The organism is Mycobacterium sp. B14F4, from assembly GCF_039871645.1.
In the GTDB taxonomy this organism is placed as follows: Bacteria; Actinomycetota; Actinomycetes; order Mycobacteriales; family Mycobacteriaceae; genus Mycobacterium.
In genome coordinates, this window is the sequence record NZ_JBDPMF010000001.1 from 416300 (window position 1) to 430782 (window position 14483).

Annotated in this window: 15 protein-coding genes; 7 read left to right on the forward strand and 8 right to left on the reverse strand. The window is 66.4% G+C overall.

Translation table 11 applies throughout. The annotated features are described in order from the left end of the window. The first annotated feature begins 20 nt into the window (after positions 1–20). Both ABGB19_RS02035 and ABGB19_RS02040 read left to right on the forward strand, forming a co-directional pair. Positions 21–1043: an NAD-dependent epimerase/dehydratase family protein gene (locus ABGB19_RS02035; protein WP_347683454.1), complete on the forward strand. Its 1023-nt coding sequence runs from the start codon at positions 21–23 to the stop codon at positions 1041–1043. Beyond that, a complete protein-coding gene (locus ABGB19_RS02040; RefSeq protein WP_347683456.1) occupies positions 1040–1528 on the forward strand; it encodes a nuclear transport factor 2 family protein in 489 nt (162 codons plus the stop codon). Before ABGB19_RS02035 ends, ABGB19_RS02040 begins: the two co-directional genes overlap by 4 nt. Before the next feature lie 3 nt (positions 1529–1531). Here ABGB19_RS02040 and ABGB19_RS02045 read toward each other — a convergent pair whose 3' ends face one another. Then, positions 1532–2356 carry an alpha/beta hydrolase gene (locus ABGB19_RS02045; protein ID WP_347683458.1) on the reverse strand — a complete coding sequence of 275 codons (825 nt, stop codon included), beginning with the start codon at positions 2354–2356 and terminating at the stop codon, positions 1532–1534. A gap of 99 nt (positions 2357–2455) precedes the next feature. After that, complete coding sequence (locus ABGB19_RS02050) at positions 2456–3601, reverse strand: thiolase family protein (protein WP_347683460.1); 1146 nt, start codon at positions 3599–3601, stop codon at positions 2456–2458. Positions 3602–3660: 59 nt separating this feature from the next. On the opposite strand from ABGB19_RS02050, the gene ABGB19_RS02055 reads away from it, so the two are divergent. Next, positions 3661–5844, forward strand: a complete 2184-nt coding sequence (locus tag ABGB19_RS02055) for a molybdopterin-dependent oxidoreductase (protein WP_347683462.1) — start codon at positions 3661–3663, stop codon at positions 5842–5844. Positions 5845–5891: 47 nt separating this feature from the next. On the opposite strand, the gene ABGB19_RS02060 is transcribed toward ABGB19_RS02055, so the two are convergent. Continuing rightward, entirely contained in the window at positions 5892–7106 is a 1215-nt protein-coding gene (locus ABGB19_RS02060; protein WP_347684668.1) for a CoA transferase, read from the reverse strand. 104 nt (positions 7107–7210) lie between these two features. On the opposite strand from ABGB19_RS02060, the gene ABGB19_RS02065 reads away from it, so the two are divergent. Beyond that, entirely contained in the window at positions 7211–9052 is a 1842-nt protein-coding gene (locus tag ABGB19_RS02065; protein WP_347683464.1) for an aldehyde dehydrogenase family protein, read from the forward strand. Between the two features lie 136 nt (positions 9053–9188). On the opposite strand, the gene ABGB19_RS02070 is transcribed toward ABGB19_RS02065, so the two are convergent. Further along, positions 9189–9551, reverse strand: coding sequence for a hypothetical protein (locus ABGB19_RS02070; RefSeq protein WP_347683466.1), 363 nt, complete (start codon positions 9549–9551; stop codon positions 9189–9191). 203 nt (positions 9552–9754) lie between these two features. Next, positions 9755–10264, reverse strand: a complete 510-nt coding sequence (locus ABGB19_RS02075) for a hypothetical protein (protein WP_347683468.1) — start codon at positions 10262–10264, stop codon at positions 9755–9757. Between the two features lie 196 nt (positions 10265–10460). On the opposite strand from ABGB19_RS02075, the gene ABGB19_RS02080 reads away from it, so the two are divergent. The 3 genes from ABGB19_RS02080 (at position 10461) to ABGB19_RS02090 (ending at position 12564) form a co-directional block, all read left to right on the forward strand. Then, positions 10461–11447 (forward strand): hypothetical protein, encoded by a 987-nt coding sequence (locus ABGB19_RS02080; RefSeq protein WP_347683470.1) that lies wholly within the window; start codon positions 10461–10463, stop codon positions 11445–11447. 56 nt (positions 11448–11503) lie between these two features. Next, complete coding sequence (locus ABGB19_RS02085; protein ID WP_347683472.1) at positions 11504–12103, forward strand: hypothetical protein; 600 nt, start codon at positions 11504–11506, stop codon at positions 12101–12103. A gap of 239 nt (positions 12104–12342) precedes the next feature. Next, complete coding sequence (locus ABGB19_RS02090; protein WP_347683474.1) at positions 12343–12564, forward strand: WhiB family transcriptional regulator; 222 nt, start codon at positions 12343–12345, stop codon at positions 12562–12564. Positions 12565–12727: 163 nt separating this feature from the next. On the opposite strand, the gene ABGB19_RS02095 is transcribed toward ABGB19_RS02090, so the two are convergent. The 3 genes from ABGB19_RS02095 to ABGB19_RS02105 all read right to left on the reverse strand — a co-directional run bounded on the left by ABGB19_RS02095 (position 12728) and on the right by ABGB19_RS02105 (position 14458). After that, the gene (locus ABGB19_RS02095; RefSeq protein ID WP_347683476.1) at positions 12728–13588 is read right to left on the reverse strand and encodes a phage major capsid protein; all 861 of its coding nucleotides are present in this window, start codon (positions 13586–13588) and stop codon (positions 12728–12730) included. Positions 13589–13715: 127 nt separating this feature from the next. After that, a complete protein-coding gene (locus ABGB19_RS02100) occupies positions 13716–14258 on the reverse strand; it encodes a hypothetical protein (protein WP_347683478.1) in 543 nt (180 codons plus the stop codon). Then, positions 14255–14458 (reverse strand): hypothetical protein, encoded by a 204-nt coding sequence (locus ABGB19_RS02105; protein ID WP_347683480.1) that lies wholly within the window; start codon positions 14456–14458, stop codon positions 14255–14257. Before ABGB19_RS02105 ends, ABGB19_RS02100 begins: the two co-directional genes overlap by 4 nt. Positions 14459–14483 lie beyond the last annotated feature (25 nt).

Sequence of the window (14483 nt, forward strand, 5' to 3'; positions counted from 1 at the left end):
GCTCGTGAGATGAAGGAAGCATGAACGACAGACCTCCGCGGGGCCGCCGCAGGGCACTGGTGATGGGGCCGAGCGGGTTCGTCGGATCGCATGTGACGCGCATGCTCGTCGAGCGTGGCCACGACGTGCGGGTCTACCTGCGCAAGACCAGTTCGACGGTGGCCATCGACGACCTGGACGTCGAGCGGTGTTACGGCGACCTCTACGACGAGGACGCACTGCGCGCGGCGATGGCCGACCGGGACGTCGTCTACTACTGCATCGTCGACACCCGATTCCACCTGCGCGACCCGGCGCCGCTGTTCGAGACCAACGTGAACTGCCTGCGGCGGGTGCTCGACATCGCCGCCGACGCGGACCTGCACCGGTTCGTGTTCTGCAGCACCATCGGCACGATCGCGCTCGGCGACGGGCGCACACCGGTGACCGAGGACATGCCGTTCGACTGGGGCGACAAGGGGGGTCCTTACATCGAATCGCGCCGCCAGGCAGAGGATCTGGTGCTGCGCTACGCGCGCGAGCGCGGCCTGCCCGCGGTGGCGATGTGCGTGTCGAACCCGTACGGCCCGGGCGACTGGCAACCGCATCAAGGCCTGATGGTCCAGTACGCGGCCCTCGGCAAGCTTCCCGCTTACATCAACAGCGTGCACACCGAAGTCGTCGGTATCGAGGACGTCGCGGAGGCGTTCCTGCTCGCCGGCGACCACGGCCGCATCGGGGAGCGCTACATCATCTCGGAGACATACATGTCGATGCGGGAGATGTTGCAGACAGCCGCGACTGCGGTGGGCGCGAAGCCTCCGCGGTTCGGCGTGCCGCTGGGGTTGGTATATGCAGCGGTAGGGGTCGCCGAGGTGGTGGGACGGCTGGTGCGACGCGACGTTCCGATCAACACGAACGGCATCCGGCTGTTGCACATCATGGCGCCCGCCGACCACGCCAAGGCGACCAGGGAACTGGGCTGGCAGCCGCGGCCGACCGCCGAGTCGATCAGGCGAGCGGCACGGTTCTACGTCGAGCAGGCGGAAGCGATGGCCATATGACCGCGGCCGAACTCGTCGAGATCGAGTCGATCAAGCAGCTGAAGGCGCGCTACTGCCGACTCCTCGACACCAAGGACTGGGCGGCATGGCGGGCCATCTTCACCGACGACTTCCACAGCGACACCTCCGAAGCGGGCGGCAAGGTGATCGACGGCGCCGACGAGTTCGTCGCGTTCACCCGCAAGAGCCTGCGCAGCCAGGCCACCGTGCACCAGGTTCACGCGCCCGAGATCGAGATGACTTCGGCAACCACCGCGCGAGGCGTGTGGGCGCTCGAGGACGTCGTGCGGTTCGGCCCGGGGGTGAACCTGCGCGGGTACGGGCACTACCACGAGACCTACGATAAGGCCGACGGACAGTGGCGCATCAAGAGCTCGAAGCTCACGCGCCTGCGCGAGGACGTCGGCAACGGCGTTGTCGCCGTGTACATCTCCGATCCGGTGCGTCGGGCCATCGGCCGGCTGTCCCGCCGGCTGATGAAGTAGGCCTCAGGAGTTGAAAAACTCCAGGAGGTCGGCGTTGATGACGTCGGCCTGGGTGGTCGGCATGCCGTGCGGATATCCCTGGTAGGTCTTCAGCGTGCCGTTCGCCAGCAGCTCGGCCGACCGGGGACCCGCGGCGACATACGGCACGATCTGGTCGTCCTCGCTGTGCATCACCAGGACGGGAATCGTGATCTTCTTGAGGTCCTCGGTGAAATCGGTCTGCGAGAACGCGACGATGCCGTCGTAGTGCGCCTTCGCGTCGCCCATCATGCCCTGGCGCCACCAGTTCGCGATGATGGCTTCCGACGATTCCGTTCCCGGCCGGTTGAACCCGTAGAACGGGCCGGACGGCAGCGCACGGTAGAACGTCGAACGGTTGGCGGCCAGTTGTGCCTGCAGGTCGTCGAACACCTCCTTGGGCAGCCCGTCGGGATTGGCCTTGGTCTTGACCATCAGCGGCGGGACCGCGCTGATGAGCGCCGCCTTGGCGGCGCGGCTCTCGCCGTGCCGGGCCAGATAGTGAGCCACTTCGCCGCCGCCCGTCGAGTGGCCGACGTGGATCGCGTCGTGCAGGTCGAGATGCTCGACGACCGCGGCCAGGTCGTCGGCGTAGTGGTCCATGTCGTGACCGTCGGCGACCTGTGCCGACCGGCCGTGCCCGCGGCGGTCATGGGCGACGACACGGTATCCGTGCTGCAGGAAGAACAGCATCTGGGTGTCCCAGTCGTCGGACGACAGCGGCCAGCCGTGGCTGAACACGATCGGCTGACCGGAACCCCAGTCCTTGAAGTGGATGTCGACGCCGTCGCTTGTCGTGATTATGGGCATGGCGGTCCTCCGATGTGGCAGTGGCGTTACGGGCACTCTGCCACGTTCACCGTGCGGATGTGCGCCGATGAATCCCTGATCGTCCGCCGAGTCAGACGGTCACCTGGTGAGGATCGTCGCGGCGGCGGTGCCCGGTGCGCCGTACAGCTGGGCGAAACCGACTTTCGGCTCGCCGGGCACCTGCCGGTCACCGGCCTCGCCGCGCAGTTGCCTGACCAGTTCGTGGATCTGCCGCAGGCCGGAGGCGCCGATCGGTTCACCGTTGGCGATCAGGCCGCCGTCGGTGTTGACCGGCAGGGGACCGGTGATCTCCGTCGCACCCTCGGCGAGGAGCTTCTCCTGCTCCCCGTCGGCGCAGAAGCCGCACTCGGCCATGTGGATGATCTCCGCCCCCGCGTCGGTGTCCTGTAACTGCACGACGTCGACGTCTTCGGGTGCCACACCGGACTTTTCGAATGCGGCGCGCGCCGCGTAAACAGTGGGCGCGACGTCTTGCTCGACCGGCGCGAACGTGGTGTTGACCTCGTAGGCGCCGTACTTGCGGGTGCGGACTTCGACTGCGCGCAGATACACCGGCTTGGAGGTGTACCGCTCGGCGATGTCGGCGCGGCACATCACCACGGCCGCCGCGCCTTCGTCCGGAGCGCAGAACATGTACTGGGTGAGCGGGTAGTTCAGCATGGCGGAGTTGAGGATCTGGTCCTCGGGGATCGGTTTGCGCCGGAACGCATTCGGGTTCAACGCGCCGTTGCGGAAGTTCTTCGCCGCGACCTTCGCCAGGGTCTGCTGTGAGATGCCGTGGTCGTGCAGGTACCGGTTGGCCTTCATCCCGAAGAACTGAGTGGTGAGGTACTGACCGTTCTCGGCGTACCACCGCGGCATGCCGACCAGCGCCGGATCCTCGGTGAACGCCCCGCGCGGATGCTTGTCGAGGCCGATCGCGATGCCGATGTCGTAGTCGCCCAGCCGGATACCGTCGGCGCAGGCCTTCGCGGCGCTCGCCGCCGTCGCGCAGGCGTTGAACACGTTGGTGAAGGGAATACCGGACAGGCCGACCATGCCGACGATCGCGTCGGGGTTGGCGACGGTCCAGCTGCCTCCGGTGGCGAACTGGATGTCCTTCCACTCGACGCCGGCGTCGGCCACCGCGGCGAAGATCGCGTCGACGCCCATCTCCATGGCCGACTTGCCCTCGAAGCGGCCGAACGGATGCAAACCGACACCGATGATCGCGACGTCGTTCACCTGCGACTCCTCCCCAGCGGGCCTATGCTAACTGTAATGCTTACAGTATCGTAGTCGGCGTGTCACCGGTCATCGAGCACAAGGCGACGTTCTGCCGGATCTGTGAGCCGCTGTGCGGAATGATCGCGACTGTCGAGGACGGCCGCCTGGTCGCGCTGCGGCCCGACAAGGAGCACCCGTTGTCGACGGGTTTCGCCTGTCAGAAGGGAATCGCCTTCACGGAGGTGGTCAACGACCCCGATCGCGTCACCCAACCGCTGCGGCGCGGGCCGGACGGTTTCGAGCCGGTCGGCTGGGACGAGGCGATGGCCGACATCGCGTCCCGGCTGTCGGGGATCCTGCGGCGGCACGGCTCCGGGGCGGTCGGATGGTACATGGGCAACCCAGGTGCCTTCAGCTATGCGCACACGTTCGCGGCGCTGCTGTTCGTCAAGGGCCTCGGCCGGTACGGCCACTACTTCACCGCGTCGTCCCAGGACACCAACAGCCGGCTGATCGCGAGCCAACTGCTCTACGGTGTGCCGACGTCGGTTCCCATCCCCGACCTGACGCGCACCGACCTGTTGGTCATGATGGGCGCCAATCCCGTTGTGTCGCACGGTAGCTTCTTGACCGCGCCCCGGATCAAGGACCGCATGCACGACATCGTCAAGCGCGGGGGCCGGGTGGTGATCGTCGACCCGCGGCGTTCCGAGACCGCCGCGGCCTTCGAATGGCTGGGCATCGTCCCGGACACCGACTCCTTGTTGCTGCTGTCGCTGTTGCAGGTGATGTTCGCCGAAGGCCTGGTCGATGTGGCGCGGGGGAGTCGGCAGGCCGACGGCGTGGACTGGTTGCGGGCGATGTGCCTGCCGTTCACTCCGGAAGCGACGGCCACGCAGACCGGCATCGACGCGGACAGCGTGCGCACGCTGGCACGTGACCTGGTGCGCGCCGAGCGCGCGGCGGTGTACGGCAGGCTCGGTACCTGCGTGGGCACTCACGGCACGCTCACCACCTACCTGATCGACGCGGTGAACCTGGTTTCGGGCAACCTCGACGTGCCGGGCGGTTCGGTGTTCAGCTCGATGCACACTGTCGGGCAGCGGTGGCAGAACGTTGCGATGGGCGCCGTGATGCGACGGTCGTATCGGCGAAAGCGGTCCCGTGTCAGCGGAATTCCGAGCGCGATCGGATCGGAGCCGGCGGCGCTGATGGCCAAGGAGGTCACTACCCCGGGCGACCGTCGGATCAGGGCGCTGTTCGTCTCGGCCGGCAATCCCGTGCTGTCGGTGCCCAACGGTGACGAGCTCGAGACAGCGTTCGGCGAACTGGAGCTGTCGGTGGGGCTCGATCTCTATGTCACCGAGACGACCGCCCGCTGCGACTACATCCTGCCGGTCACCACCATGTACGAGCGCGACGACTTCCCGTACACCTTCCAGGCGTTCCAGGCCACGCCGTTCCGGCAGGCGACCGAGGCGGTCGTCGCGCCGGTGGGGGAGGCGCGCGGTGAGTGGGACATCGTCTGCGAGCTTGCTCGGCGGCTGGGCCACCGGGTGCCGGCCTTCGCGGCGTTCACCGGTGTGCGGAAGGCGTTCGGGGTGATGGGGGTCGATGTCTCCCCGCGGATGATGGTCGACGCGCTGGTACGAATGTCGGAGGGCGGCAACCGGTTCGGTCTGCGTCGCGGCGGGTTGACGCTGCGACGGCTGACCGAGGAGCACCCGCACGGCATCGTGTTGTCGCCCCATATCCGCACCGGTGTGTTGCGCGACGCGGTCGCCTACCTGTCGCGGCGTGTGCGGTTGGCTCATCCCGGCATCGCCGCCGAGGCGGCGAAGCTGTCGCAGCGGTCGCATCCCGAGGGGTACCCGCTGCGGATGATCGGCCTGCGCGAGCCACGCTCGGAGAACTCGTGGATGCACAACTCGCCGTTGTTGATGCGAGGTGAGCGTCGACAGCATGCGCTGATGCATGTCGACGACGCGGCGGAGCAGCAGATCGCCGACGGCGACGAGGTGCGGATCAGCTCGCCGTACGGCGCCATCGCGGTGCCGGTGTCGACGACGAAGGATCTTGTCGCCGGGGTGGTGGCGGTTCCGCACGGCTGGGGCCACAAGGGGACGGGAACGTGGCGACTGGCCAACCGCGCCGGTGGTGCGAACGTCAACCAATTGACGTCCAGCGACCCCGCGGATGTGGAGACGCTGTCGGGGATGGCCTGGCTGACAGGGGTTCCGGTGCGTGTGGAGCGCATCTAGCGACGCGAGAGCGCGTGCGCGCATGTAGCGCTCGCGGGAATGGGGGGCTAGGCGATGGCGCCCTTTTCCTTCAGCGCCTCGATGCGGTCCCAGTCCATGCCGATGTCCATCAGCACCAGCTCGGTGTGCTCGGACGCCTGCGGTGCGCGGGTGGTCTGCAGCGGTTCGTGATTGAACTGCACCGGTCCGCGCACCACCTTGAACGGTTTTTCGCCGGCGGCCGCCTCGACCTCGACGATCATGTCGTTGGCGATGGCCTGCTCGTCGCTACCGAGGTCGACCAGGCTCTGAAACGGCGCCCACTGGCCCTTCATCGTCTTCAGGTGCTGACGCCAGTAGTCGAACGGCTTGCTGCGAATCGACTCCGCGATCAACTCGACGGCCGCGGCGGCATTCTCGATCAACGGCATGACGTCGGAAAAGCGCGGATCGTCGGCCAACTCCGGCAGGCCCAGATGCTCGAACGCGTCGCGAATGTAGCCGGTCGGGCTGACGATGCACAGGTTGATCGTGCCGCCGTCGGAGGTGAGGTAGTTGCCGAGGAACGGGTTGACCGTCGGTCCAACCGAGTCGGGCATCAGCGACCGCATGGTCTCGCCTGTCTCCATGCCTTGCGTGACGCTCGCGCCCGCCGCCCACCACGCGGTGCTGAGCAGTGAGACGTCGAGTTCGACGGCCTCGCCCGTGCGCTCGCGATGAAAGAGCGCCGCCGAGATACCGCCCGCGATGTTCATGCCGCCGATCGAGTCGCCGAACGCCGGGATGCCCTGCGACAATGCGCCTTTGATCTCCTCCGGGGTCAACGCATGGCCCACCCCGCTACGCGTCCAGAACGCCGTCCCGTCGAAGCCGCCGATGTCGCGTTCCGGTCCCTTGTCGCCGTAGGCGCTGCCGCGTGCATAGATGATCGTCGGGTTCGCCGCGCGGATGTGCTCGATGTCGAACTTGTTCTTCTGCCGTTGCGCCGGCAGGTAGTTGGTCAGGAAGACGTCGGCGGTCTTGGCGATCTCGTAGAGGACTTCCTGCCCTTCGGGCTTCGACACGTCGATGCCGACGCTGCGCTTACCGCGGTTGGGATGTTCGATCAGCGGGTGCCGGTCGGGGTCGAGCTGGAAGCCACCCATGTTGATGAAGCCGCGCTGGGTGTCTCCGCGCACCGGGTGCTCGACCTTGATGACGTCGGCACCCCAGTCGGCGAGGATGGCGCCCGCCGCCGGGACGAACGTGAACTGCGCGACCTCGAGGACGCGGACGCCCTCCATGACCTTGATCAAGACAACCCTCTCTGCGTGCCAGCCGTTGAATGAACCTACTGTAAGGTTTACAGTTGATCGTCCAGCAGACTCCGATTCTACGAGGTAGGTGCGTGAGCTCCACCCGGTATTCAGAAGAACGGGCCGAGACCAGCATCGAGGTCGCCAGGAGGGCCGCTGACCGGGCCGAAACCCGGATGCTCATCGACGGGCAGCTCGTGCCGTCGACCTCGGGTGGGGAGTTCGACAACCTCAGCCCGGCGACCGGAGCCCGGTTGGGCCGCACCGCAGCGGCCGGTCCCGAGGACATGAACCGCGCCGTCGCCGCCGCGAGGCGCGCGTTCGACGAGACCGACTGGTCGTCCAATCGGCGACTGCGCGCGCGCTGCCTCGACCAGTTGCAGACGGCGATCGAGGCCGAACGGGAAGACCTCCGGGAGGAGTTGATCGCCGAGGTCGGCTGCCCCGTGATGACGACGCATTCCGCGCAACTCGACTGGCCCCTGGCGGACGGCCTGAGCTATCCCGCACGGCTGCTTCTCGACTTCGACTGGGATCGACCCCTCGAGGGCGGTGGGCTGTTCGGCGAGCGCAACGTCCGCACCGTCGTCAAGGAGGCCGTCGGTGTCGTCGCGGCGATCACGCCGTCGAACTTCCCGATCGAGGTGATCCTCAACAAGCTCGGCCCTGCCCTGGCCACCGGCAACACCGTCGTGCTCAAACCCGACCCGAACACGCCGTGGAACGCGACGCGGCTGGGCCGGTTGATCGCCGAGCGCACCGACATCCCGCCCGGCGTCGTCAATGTCGTTCCCACCCCGTCGAACGACGTCGCGGCGATCCTCGGCACCGATCCACGGGTCGACATGATCTCGTTCACCGGTTCGACCGCGGTCGGGAAGCTGCTGATGCGCCAGGGCGCCGACACCATGAAGCGGATGTTCCTCGAACTCGGCGGCAAGTCGGTGTCCATCGTGCTCGACGACGCGCCCCCGGCCGCGGTCATCGGCTCGGCGGTGGGCGTCTGCGTGCACGCCGGACAGGCCTGTGCGGCCACCACCCGGATGCTCGTGCACCGGTCGCGCTACGACGAGGCCGTCGCAAGTGTCACCGCCGCCTACCAGGTAGTGCCCGTCGGTGACCCCGTGCACCCGGAAACCCTTGTCGGACCGGTGATCAGCGCGGCACAGAAGACGAGGGTGCTCGACGCGATCGAACAGGCTCGCCGGGACGGGGCCGAGATCACCACGGGCGGCGGCGCGGTCCCGGACCTGCCCGACCATCTGGCGGGCGGTCACTACATCGCACCCACCGTCGTCGTGGGGGTCGACAACAACGCCGCGATCGCGCAACAGGAGGTCTTCGGTCCGGTGCTCGTCATCATTGCGTTCGACGACGACGACGAAGCGGTGCGCATCGCCAACGACAGCGCCTACGGACTTGCGGGTGCGGTCAGTTCACGGTCGCTCGAGCGGGGGATGAGCATCGCGCGCCGGATCCGCACCGGTTCGTTCGGAGTGAACGGTGGGATGTTCTACGGCGCCGACGCGCCGTTCGGTGGCTACAAGAGCAGCGGTGTCGGAAGGCAGTGTGGGGTAGAGGGTTTCGAGCAATACCCTCGTGTATCCGCTGTGCTTGACGTGGGTTTTCCTGGTCACTCCGCACCGCTGTTCGGCCCAATATCCTCGACACGGCTAACGGGTGCGGTACCCGGCGCGTCTCGCGGACTGTGTGAGCGCACGCTCAGACGGGAAGCCGCCGTCACCCTCACCACCCGGCACGATGGTGTCGTCGGGGTAGACGATGAACCAGCCAACGCGGCGGTTGTCGAACGGTGCCCAGCCGTTGACCTCCGGATAGCTTCTCCCGCCCAGATACCAGCGCGGCACCGTCACCGGCAACCCGGTCCTCAGCGACTCGACCTGATTCAACGCGGTCGGTGCGTACGTCGCTGATTCGAGCGCGGCCCGTTCCTCGGGGGACACGTCACCCAACAGCAGCCGCGGGTCCGGGCGTAGCGACACCGACAACTCATAGGTCTTGATCCGTGCGTAGAGTCCCGGCACCCGCAAGCCGACCGGCCCGGTGTGTTCAGCTAACGGCACCTTTGTCCCTCGCCCAGCGTGCGAGTGCGGCCCGTTGCGCCTTCGCCGACCGCTGACTCATCGGTTGCGGTAGCTCAGTCTCGACGTTCTTCAACAGCCGGGACACGGTGCTGTCGAGCAGCCGAATCTCGGTGCTCAGTCGGCACAGATTCTTGTGGTCGGTCGGGTCGCAATGCTCGTACCGGCCTCGAAGGTGAACGCGGCGGTCGATGCACTCCGCGACCATGCTCAAGTGCTCACGCTCAGCAGCCGACCACGACAACGTCGTCCCGGCCCGCTCCGACGACCGCGCCAGCTCCGCGTCCAACTCGTCAAGCAACTGTTGCGCCTCGGGTGTGTGCTTACCCATACGCCCATCCTAAACCCGCAGCGGCACACCACGACTCAGCACGACCTACGTGCGTCCAGCGGATTCTTCAGTTCTGGCCGTGGGTGTTTGTGCTGGTGGGGAGGGTGTCCCTGGTGGGGGTCGTTTTGGGGGCTGAGCGTCGCTGTGAGCGTCGAGAGTGCCCGGTCTGGTATCCCTTGGTGCTGAGCGGGCTGTCGGGCGGCTCAGGTGCACCGCTTGATTGATGCCGCGATCCGCTCCGGTGTTTCCATTCCCACGAAGCCGTCTCGGACGACGGAGAGCCATTCGATGAACTGGTCTATCTCGTCGGCAGCTCTGAGACGCTGGGCACACAGGTTGAACGCCCAAACGTCGGCGGTGCTGTGGGGATCGTAGAAGCGGAGATTCATCGCGGCGATGAGCTTGTGCCAGGGGCAACAGCCGTCATCTTTGACGTGCGGGTTGTCGTACGGCTCGGTGTTTGTGTACGGCTCGGGTCGGTGTGGCCGGTGACGTTGGCGGTAGGCGCGTTGGCGGCAACCCGCCGAACAGAAGCGGGCATCAGCGCGGCCATCAAACTCGGTCGCGCACGCGGCACAGGTCCTCGACATATCCGTCACGCTACGACTGTCACGGCTAAATGTCACGTGACGTCCAGTTACAGCACGTGCGGTGTTGACGTCGTCGGGTACGACCGTCTCGAACTTCGAGGATGCGGACGTCTTCGAGGACATCTTCGAGGATGCTGGATCATGTTGGCGGGCAGCATGTTTTTAGGGCGGCGGTCGGTTCGTCGATCACTTGACGAACTGGTCGGGTGGGTGCACGATCGGTTCGTGGATCGCTCGACAAACCGGATGTGTCGGTGTCATGCCTAGGCACCGCGTCCCGCCTGACCAGCGTAAGAATCTCGATTGGCAACGGGTCATCTTGCCGTACGCCCGCACCATCGTCGAGTCGTACACCACGGACGTGACGTTGCGGCAGTTGTTCTACCGGCTGGTGTCGCTACCGCACGGGCATCCCGCGAAGATTCCGAACACCGATAACGCTTACAGCCTGTTGTCGCGCACGAGTGCGGAGTGGCGGCGTGTCGGCACGTTCCCTGATCTGGCCGACCAAGGGGCGCAAGTCTTCCCGGCGAGTGGGAGTGTGTCGCCGGGTCAGGCTATCGAGTCATTGCGGCGGTGGTACCGCCGTGACCGCACCGAGGGGCAGGAGTATCAGGTGTGGTTGGGCGTCGAGAAGGTGGGCATGGTCAACCAGCTCCGCTCATGGTTCCGGTCTGATCGTGGGCTTCCGATCCTCGCTCTCGGCGGGCAAGCCACGCAAGGACTCATCGACGAGTTGAGACGCGACGTCGAAGCTGATGGTCGGCCCGCGATCTTGCTGTACGCGGGTGATCACGACCCGTCCGGGTGGCGCATCTTGCAGTCGTTCGTGGACCGTACCGGCTGGTGGGCGAACCCCGAACTACCGGACTGGAATCCGGCTGACATGCCCGAGAACCGAGGATGGGTGCTCGACCATCACGGGAAGCCGAAGGCACCCGTCCCGAATTACGACCGCTACCGCAAGTATCGGGTGGCGTTGCAACCGGAGCAATGCGTCGAGTACGGGTTGCCGCGCAACTCGGCGAAGGAGAAGGACTCGAACTTGCCCGCGTTCCTTGCGAATTACGCGCACACCCTCGATGACGTCGAGGCCGAAAACGGGTGCGGCGTGCAAATCGAGATGGACGCACTCGAACCCAACGACTTGCGGCAGTTGTTCACCGACGCCGTCGAACAGTTCTGGGATGACGAGGCATACGACGCGGTGATCGAGGACGAGGACGACGACCGCGAGCACATCGACTTGCTGACCCAGATCGCGGAGCGGTACACCGCCGACGAACTACGCGGGTTGCTCGCCTGAGAGGTTGCGGGCGTGTCGTGAATCGTGTTGACAGGAGGCGTGTGTGTAGTCGTAGCGTGGAGAGCGTGTCCGATTGTGATTCAGAAGGTGGTGGCGGTAGGGCACCTGACCCGGCGTTGATTGCGAAGGTTGACGCTGAGGCGACCGCTCGGCACGCACACCACGAGGCCGGTCACGCGGTCGCGGCTGTTGCGCGTGGCGGGCAGCTGATTCGGGTGTTCCTCGGGACCGTCGATTGGACGACCGACGACATGAGCGCCGACACGACTGGCGGCACTGAGCATCGAACGGACGACGTTGATCGACCGTTCGTGACGTTCGCGGGGCCGTGGGCCGAAGCGAAGTGGATGGTCGCGAACGAGCCGGACCTAGACGACTTTCACGAGGCACTGGATTACGTGTGGGATGAGAACTTCGACGGTGACACCGCGAAGTACGAAGGCCGCGTTGCGGCGTTGGAAGCGGTGGCGGCGCAGCTCGGCCTCGGACACGTTGGCCGCGCATGGGAGGTCGGGTGGGCCTATGAGCTGGACGACCTCTTGCCCGCAATCGAGGCGGTCGCGGCGATGTTGATAAGGGGCGAAGAGGTCACCCACGAGGTCGTCCGCGAGCTAGTCGAAGAAGTGCGGGCCGAACAGGCGCAAGCCGAGTTCTAGGCGCGTGTCGTGTCGCGGTGCGACCGGATGTGTTCGATGCTTAGCGAATGATGGTGCGGGAGGCACGGTGTCGGCGGGCGGCACGACATCACGGGTATGTGGTGTTGGTGCGGCGTAGTGCGCCGGGGGTGTATGGGTTGGTGCGTCCTCGGGGCAGTCTTCGGCTCGACCTCACGATTACCCAACTAGAGGCGGCGGTGGGCATTCCCCGGCCACCGCGTACGCGCAACCCCTCGTGGATGGACGACGCACGATGTGCCGGGGTTAACGTCGCTGTGTTCTATCCGAACAGCGGCGACAAGGCAGGGGTTCAGCGCGCCAAGGCGATATGCGGGTCGTGCCCGGTGCGGCGTGAGTGCCTCGCCTGGGCGGTAGGCCGACGCGAGATGCACGGCGTCTGGGGCGGTATGACGCGGCGAGAGCGGCTGGCGTTGGCGCGGCAAGCCCGAGCGGGACGGTAGAACCCGTTCCGCCCCGACGCAATTCGCTGTGCCTAACGAGTGCGCCGGGACGGCCCGGTCTCATCCAGGCCGTAGGAGACCCGCACCCGGCACAGGCGCAGGGGAGGACCGGCCCGGTGAGCGATGGCCGGTGCGAAGGCTGGAACACACCGGCCACCACGTTTTAGGAGCCGCCGACGCCGATCCGCACAACGCACCGCTCGTCGGGATAACCAAATCCAAGCCTTGCAGTTGATCGCACCGCAAAGCTGTCGGAGTTGAAGAAGTACGAGGCGTCGATAGCGACCTCGACATCACGACGCATGATCGCGAACACGCGGCTACCGTCCAGGCCCCAGACTCTTCCGTCGCCGATAGCGGCTCCCGCCGCGCCGGGTACCACGAACAGGGGTGCACCGCCGATGAGGCGTCGGCTGGCTTGGGTCGGATCGGGTTGGAGCAGCGGTTTATTCGAGCCGGTCTCTTCCTTCAACGTCGCGAGTACCAGGGCGGTGGAGGCGTTCGTGCACCACGCGGTGACGTTGCCGCCGACACCCTCGACCAGCGAAGCGGCCTCCGTGAACGGATCGACGTTGGTGAAACCCGATCCAGCGGTGACGAATTGCGTTGCGCCGAGACTCAGCAACCCATCTGGCCCGTTGGCGGTGGTGTTGGAGAAAAATGCCAGGTCGATTTGGCGGGCGATGGATCGGGCGATGGACTCGCCGACCACCTGAGTCGCCGCAGGCGAGCTGTCCTGTGCAAGCTCGCTGGATACCTTCGTCAACCCGGCGACCTTGGTCGGGCGCACGATTTCCTCGGTCACGTCGGCGTCGTCCAGCGGAATGTCGGCGGCTTCAGCGACCCACTGGGCACCGGCGTCGTCGGCGATAATCGGGATTCGGAAGTCGCCGCTGTCGGTCGGAACGACGTTGCACACTTGCAGCGCGGTGGACGCGGCGATGATCGGTCGGACGACGAGTTCGCCGACCTCTTCGGGTGTGAGAATGCCAAGGCCAGCGGTGGCCGGACGGACCATAACCATAGTGAGAACTCCTGTAGGACAGCGGGATCGAGGCCGCGTCAGCCGTTACGGTGGTCGCGGTTGCCCTACAGGGCGGCGGTTCGCCCGGTGATCGCCAGTGACGGCACCGCCGAACGTGACAGCCATGCTACCGCTGAGCCGCTTGCCTGAACGCTTCTTGCCACGACGCCGCTTGTTCCTGGTCGGTTTCGTCGTGGGGGTTGCCGTCTGAGGTGACGGCGGATGCCGGTGCAGCGGCGTCGGGAAGCTGGACCTTCCAGTGCGGATGCGCGTCAACCACCTTCGCGACAGCGGCGGTCACCCGCTCGGGGTCGAGGTCTCCGTCGTCGGTCAGACACTCGGGCAACGTGACCCCACCCGCCCAGATGTCGCGGGGGTCAGCCAACGTCGAACCGGCGAGGGCTTCGACCTCCCGGCGCTGGTAGCCCGCGACCTGTTCGCGGAGCCGGTCACGTTCGGCCTCGGCGGTTTGGGCACGCTTGCGGAGCTTGCGCTCACCGGACTCAGCAGCGGGTGGCTCGGGCGGCGTGTCGGTGGCCTGGGTGTCCGACTCGGCGGGCGGCTCCGGTTGGCCGGTGCTGGCGTCGGCGGGCACAGCGTCCTCGGGCGGTGCTGTTAGTTCGTCCTGGGCGTTCTCAGCGCCAGCGTCGGGGTTGTCAGGTGTGGTCATGGGGTTCCTTCCGGTGGGTCGGTGTGGTTGAGTTCGAGCGCGATTCGCACGACGCGGTAGACGAATCGGAGTTCGACGGTGCCTTGCAGGTGGTTGAGTCGGGCGACAGCCACGTACAGGGCCGGGTCGCCAGCGCGGGCGGCGGCAACGATGAACTCCGCGAGCAACATCTCTTCGTCGGTCAGGACACCCGTCGCCACGCCAACGTCCGAACCGTTACGGTGC

Coding starts and splice junctions, on each gene's coding strand:
- ABGB19_RS02035 (WP_347683454.1), top strand. CDS start 21: ATGAACGACAGACCTCCGCGGGGCCGCCGCAGGGCACTGGTGATGGGG.
- ABGB19_RS02040 (WP_347683456.1), top strand. CDS start 1,040: ATGACCGCGGCCGAACTCGTCGAGATCGAGTCGATCAAGCAGCTGAAG.
- ABGB19_RS02045 (WP_347683458.1), bottom strand. CDS start 2,356: ATGCCCATAATCACGACAAGCGACGGCGTCGACATCCACTTCAAGGAC.
- ABGB19_RS02060 (WP_347684668.1), bottom strand. CDS start 7,106: ATGGAGGGCGTCCGCGTCCTCGAGGTCGCGCAGTTCACGTTCGTCCCG.
- ABGB19_RS02070 (WP_347683466.1), bottom strand. CDS start 9,551: ATGGGTAAGCACACACCCGAGGCGCAACAGTTGCTTGACGAGTTGGAC.
- ABGB19_RS02075 (WP_347683468.1), bottom strand. CDS start 10,264: ATGTCCTCGAAGACGTCCGCATCCTCGAAGTTCGAGACGGTCGTACCC.
- ABGB19_RS02090 (WP_347683474.1), top strand. CDS start 12,343: ATGGACGACGCACGATGTGCCGGGGTTAACGTCGCTGTGTTCTATCCG.
- ABGB19_RS02095 (WP_347683476.1), bottom strand. CDS start 13,588: ATGGTTATGGTCCGTCCGGCCACCGCTGGCCTTGGCATTCTCACACCC.
- ABGB19_RS02100 (WP_347683478.1), bottom strand. CDS start 14,258: ATGACCACACCTGACAACCCCGACGCTGGCGCTGAGAACGCCCAGGAC.